This window comes from Archangium sp. (assembly GCF_036389735.1).
In the GTDB taxonomy this organism is placed as follows: domain Bacteria; phylum Myxococcota; class Myxococcia; order Myxococcales; family Myxococcaceae; genus Archangium.
In genome coordinates this window covers 1-4979 of sequence record NZ_DASVWK010000201.1, presented here as the reverse complement: position 1 = coordinate 4979, position 4979 = coordinate 1, and the positions used below count along the sequence as shown (strand labels likewise).

Sequence of the window (4979 nt, the reverse complement as noted above, 5' to 3'; positions counted from 1 at the left end):
CACCGAGGCGCAGTGGGCCGAGGCCCGCCGGGTTCCCGGCCTCAGCGTCGAGCAGAGCACCTGGAAGCTCGAGTGGATGGATGAGCCGTGGGAGGACGTGGCTGCCGCCGGGGAGTGGCTGCTGGAGCTGGAGTCCCGCGTCCGGCCGGACGTGGTGCACCTCAACGGCTACTGCCATGGCGCGCTGCCGTGGAAGGCGCCGACGCTGATGGTGGCCCACGCGTGTGTCCTCTCGTGGTGGGAGGCGGTGAAGGGCGAGCCGGCCCCGGAGCACCACACCCGCTACCGCTGGGAGGTCACGCGGGGCCTGCGCGCCGCGGGCCTCGTGGTGGCCCCCTCCGCCGCCATGCTGGAGGCCCTGGAGCAGCACTACGGGCCCCAGCGCTCGGCCCGCGTCATCTTCAACGCGCGCCGGGCCGAGGACTTCTCTCCCGGCCCGGTGCGCGAGCCTTTCATCCTCGCCACGGGCCCGCTGTGGGACGAGGCCAGGAACCTGGCCGCGCTGGAGTCGGTGGCTCCCCGGCTGGACTGGCCGGTGCTCGTCGCGGGCGACACCCAGCACCCCGCCGGGGGCGAGGTGCGCTCGCGCTATGTGCGCATGCTGGGCAAGCTGTCTCCTGGCGAACTGGCCGGCCACATGGGGCGCGCCTCCATCTACGCGCTGCCCGCGCGCTACGAGCCCTTCGGGCTATCCGCCCTGGAAGCCGCGCTCGCTGGCTGCGCGCTGGTGCTGGGCGACATCCCCTCCCTGCGCGAGGTGTGGGAGGACGCGGCCGTCTTCGTTCCACCAGATGACACCGACATGCTCATGCGCGCCCTGCGCCGGCTGGTGACGGAGCCCGTGCTCTGCAACCGGATGTCCACCCTTGCACGCACGCGTGCACTGGAGTTCTCCCCGGATCGCATGGCCGATGCCTACCTTGCGGCGTACGCCGAGCTGGGCCGCGCGCCCAGGGAGGCTCCTGCCGCCCCGCCTCCCCTGGCGAAGGCCACCTGAGCGGAGACTTTTGAACGATGCGCGTCGTCCTCTTCTGCCATTCGCTCCTGTCGGACTGGAACCACGGCCATGCCCATTTCCTCCGGGGCGTCGTGACCGAGCTCTCCAAGCGGGGCGCCGACATCCAGGTGTACGAGCCCGAGAACGCCTGGAGCATGGAGAACCTCCTGGCCGAGCGGGGCGGGGAGGAGACGCTGGAGGCGTTGCGGCTCGTCTACCGGCGCGTCCGGCCCCATCGCTACACGCTGGAGACGCTGGACCTGGGGGCCGTGCTGGACGGGGCGGACCTGGTCATCGTCCACGAGTGGAACGAGCCGGAGCTGGTGTACCGCGTCGGCCAGGCGCGCGCCCGGGGTGGGCGCTTCAAGCTCCTCTTTCATGACACCCACCACCGGAGCGTCACCGCGCCGGGGGAGATGGCCCGGTACGATTTGTCGCACTACGACGGGGTGCTGGCCGTCGGTGACGTCATCCGCCGGGTGTACCTGGAGCGCGGCTGGGCGCGCCACGCCTGGACGTGGCACGAGGCCGCCGACGTGCGCGTCTTCCGTCCCGAGTTCGCGTACGAGTACGAGCGCGATCAGGACCTCGTCTGGGTGGGCAACTGGGGCGATGAGGAGCACGGCGCGGAGCTGCACGAGTTCCTGCTCGGCCCGGTGAAGCGGCTGGGGCTGAAGGCGCGGGTGCACGGCGTGCGCTACCCCCAGGCGGCCAGGACGGCCCTGGCGGAGGCGGGCATCTCCTATGGTGGTTGGTTGCCCAACCACGAGGTGCCCCGGACCTTCGCGCGGGCGCTCATGACGGTGCACGTGCCCCGCCGGCCGTATGCCTCCGCGCTGCCGGGCCTCCCCACCCCGCGCACCTTCGAGGCGCTCGCGTGTGGGATTCCCCTGGTGTGCGCGCCCTGGGAGGACGCCGAGCACCTGTTCACCCCGGGCCTGGACTTCCTCGTCGCCAGGGATGGCGAGCAGATGGAGCGCCACCTCGCCGCGCTCCGGGAGGACGCGGACCTGCGGCGGGCGCTCGCCGAGCACGGGCGGCGGACGATTCTCGCACGTCATACGTGCGCACATCGGGTGGAGGAGCTCCTCGGCTTCTGCCGGGAGCTGGGCGTCGAGACCGGCTCGCTCGGGTCGGTCGTACAGGAAAGGGTTACCGCATGAGCAGCCACGGACTTCGGATCGCCTTCTTCGGCTCGAGCGTCGTCTCGGCCTACTGGAACGGCGCCGCCACGTACTACCGCGGCATCATCCGCGCACTTCACGCGCGTGGCCACCGCGTCACCTTCTATGAGCCGGATGCCCAGGACCGGCAGAAGCATCGGGACTTCCCCGTGGACCCGGACTGGGCGCGCGTGGTGGTGTACCCGGGCGAGGGCACCGACGGAGTGGAGCGCTGCCTGGAGGACGCGCGGGGCGCGGACGTGGTGGTGAAGGCCAGCGGCGTGGGCGTCTTCGACGAGCTGCTGGAGGCCCGGGTGCTGGAGCTCAAGTCCGGCCACACCCAGGTGGTCTTCTGGGACGTGGACGCGCCGGCCACCCTGGAGCGGATGCAGAAGGACCCGAACGACCCGTTCCGCGCGCTGGTGCCCCGCTATGACCGCATCCTCACCTATGGTGGTGGCGACCCGGTGGTGCTCGCCTACAAGGACTTCGGGGCCCGCGAGTGCGTCCCCATCTACAACGCGTTGGATCCGGACACCCACCACCCGGTGGAGCCCGACCCGCGCTTCGAGTGTGACCTGGCCTTCCTGGGCAACCGGCTACCGGATCTCGAGCGGCGGGTGGAGTCCTTCTTCCTGCGCGCCGCGGAGCTGCTGCCGGACAACCGCTTCCTGCTGGGCGGCAACGGCTGGGCGGACCGGCACCTGCCGTCCAACGTGAAGCACGTGGGCCACGTCTACACGCGGGACCACAACGCCCTCAACCGCACGGCGCGCACGGTGCTCGACATCAGCCGCGACAGCATGGCGCGCTTCGGCTTCTCTCCGTCCACGCGCCTCTTCGAGGCCGCTGGCGCGGGCTCCTGCATCATCACCGACAAGTGGCAGGGCATCGAGCTCTTCCTGGAGCCGGGCACCGAGTGCCTGGTGGCCGAGGACGGGCTGGAAGTGGCCGAGGCGGTGCTGTGCCTCACGGACGAGGGCGTGCGGCAGCTCGGGCAGGCGGCGCGCCGGCGCGTGCTGGCCGAGCACACCTACGCGCACCGGGCCGTCCAGGTGGAGCAGGTGCTGGGCTACTCGTCGGACGCGGGGCTCTCGGCTCGGGGGCAGGTGGCGTGATGTCGCCGTGACCCGGTGGCGTGGAGGTCCTTCGGCCACCGGGTGCTGTACGTGCCGACCTGCTACGACCTACGGCCCCGGCGGGCCAGTGCGGCGAGCGCGCCCAGGCCCAGCAGTGCCATAGTGCCCCAGCAGCGAGAGGCGGAACCCTCCCGCGGGCAGCAGCTGGCCGGTTCCCATCACCAGCGAGCCCCTGCCATTGGGTTTCAACTCCAGCTGGGCCATCGCGGCCGACGCGAGCAACAAGGTGGCAAGGACGGATAGACGCACGTTCCCCTTACCCCGAGGCAATCCCCAGGGCCTTCGGGCCCGAAGGGCCACCCTTTCCAAGTCGACAGTCGGACTGGAAGCCGAAGAGGGGGCGGGGGCCCACGTGCTACGACGGAAGGTCTCGGAGCGGTGGATTGGCCCAGGCCCGGCGGGGGCTCCGAGCCCGCTGGCCGATGCAGGAGGCTTCATGCTGAAGGCAGGTGACGTGGCCCCGGACTTCTCGGTGGGGGACCACACCGGCAGGACGCACAAGCTGTCCGACTACCAGGGCAAGACGGTGGTGCTCTGGTTCTACCCCAAGGCCGACACCCCGGGTTGAACGGCCCAGGGTTGCGGGTTCCGCGACCAGAGCAGTGCGTACGTGCAGAAGAACGCGGTCATCTTGGGAGTCAGCTTCGACACGCCGGAGGAGAACAAGGCATTCGCGGAGAAGTTCGGTTTCAACTTCCCCCTGCTGAGTGACACGGGGAGGCAGATGGGGCTCGCCTACGGGGCCTGTGACGACGCGAGCGCCGCCAACGCGCGGCGGGTGGGCGTCATCATCGGTCCCGACGGGCGGGTGAAGGCCTGGTACCCGAAGGTGGATGCCCGGGCCTTCCCGTCGCAGGCACTCACGCAGATATAGCCGGCGGCTGAAGCGGAGGACCGCGGGGCGCGCTCGGGCGGCGAACCCGGGACGCGCCCCGTCTTCTGTCAGCGTTTCGTGTCGAGCGCCGCGGTGGTGAGCCCCTCCACCCGCCCGCCCCAGGGCTTCTGGAGCGCCACCACCACGCGCAGCCGTTCGCGCTTCCACCGCGGCTCCAGCTTCAGCCGCGCCTCCGTGGTGAAGCCGGGGCCCTCGGGCTTCGGCTCGGGGAGCACCGTCCACGTGCGCACCGTGGCCGTGTGCGTCAGCGTGCGCCCCTTGTTCGGGCCCGCCGTCACCTTCGTGGACAGGCCCTCCTCCGCGAGCGCGGCCCACACCTCGACGTCCCGCTCGGGCTTCGCGTCCAGCGCCACCTTCAGCACCAGCTCGTTCTTCTCCGCTCGCACCGTGAGGCGCACGGGCACCTTGCGCCGGTGCGACGCCTCCGTCGCCTGGGCCAGCGCCTGCTGCTCGTTCGCCAGGAAGGAGTGAGCACCATCCACCACCATGTGGGGCGCGAAGAGCTTCCCGTGGTTGAGCACCGCGTTGTAGCGCCGCTGGCGCTGCGTGGCGGTCGGCAGGCCGAAGCGATCCTTCCACCCGAGGCCGTCGTACGCGTCCATGTGGAAGGCCAGCGGGACGACCTCCACCCCCTCCACCGGCTGCGTCTTCGCGAGCCGGGCGAGGAGCTCCTCCTTATTGGGGCAGTTGTCGCAGGCCTCGGAGGTGAAGAGCTCCACCAGCACGGGAGTCCGGGGACGTGGCTCTCCGGCGGCGAGCGTCAGCGAGAGCGCGAGGAGGAGGGG

Annotated in this window: 5 protein-coding genes; 4 read left to right on the top strand and 1 reads right to left on the bottom strand. The window is 71.1% G+C overall.

The window, feature by feature from the left end; genetic code table 11:
- The 4 genes from VF794_RS07610 to VF794_RS07595 all read left to right on the top strand — a co-directional run.
- Positions 1 to 997, top strand: a 997-nt coding sequence (locus VF794_RS07610) for a glycosyltransferase family 4 protein (protein WP_331108517.1), incomplete at its 5' end; no start/stop codon positions are given.
- Between the two features lie 17 nt (positions 998 to 1014).
- A complete protein-coding gene (locus VF794_RS07605) occupies positions 1015 to 2160 on the top strand; it encodes a CgeB family protein (protein ID WP_331108516.1) in 1146 nt (381 codons plus the stop codon).
- Positions 2157 to 3278 carry a CgeB family protein gene (locus VF794_RS07600; RefSeq protein WP_331108515.1) on the top strand — a complete coding sequence of 374 codons (1122 nt, stop codon included), beginning with the start codon at positions 2157 to 2159 and terminating at the stop codon, positions 3276 to 3278. Before VF794_RS07605 ends, VF794_RS07600 begins: the two co-directional genes overlap by 4 nt.
- 457 nt (positions 3279 to 3735) lie before the next feature.
- Positions 3736 to 4173, top strand: a complete 438-nt coding sequence (locus tag VF794_RS07595; RefSeq protein ID WP_331108514.1) for a peroxiredoxin — start codon at positions 3736 to 3738, stop codon at positions 4171 to 4173.
- Between the two features lie 68 nt (positions 4174 to 4241).
- Here VF794_RS07595 and VF794_RS07590 read toward each other — a convergent pair.
- The coding region (locus VF794_RS07590; protein ID WP_331108513.1) for a DUF1223 domain-containing protein at positions 4242 to 4979 on the bottom strand (738 nt) is incomplete at its 5' end.

Bases quoted from the DNA above. Each gene is read 5' to 3' on its own strand.
- VF794_RS07600 (WP_331108515.1), top strand. From the start codon at position 2,157: ATGAGCAGCCACGGACTTCGGATCGCCTTCTTCGGCTCGAGCGTCGTC.
- VF794_RS07605 (WP_331108516.1), top strand. From the start codon at position 1,015: ATGCGCGTCGTCCTCTTCTGCCATTCGCTCCTGTCGGACTGGAACCAC.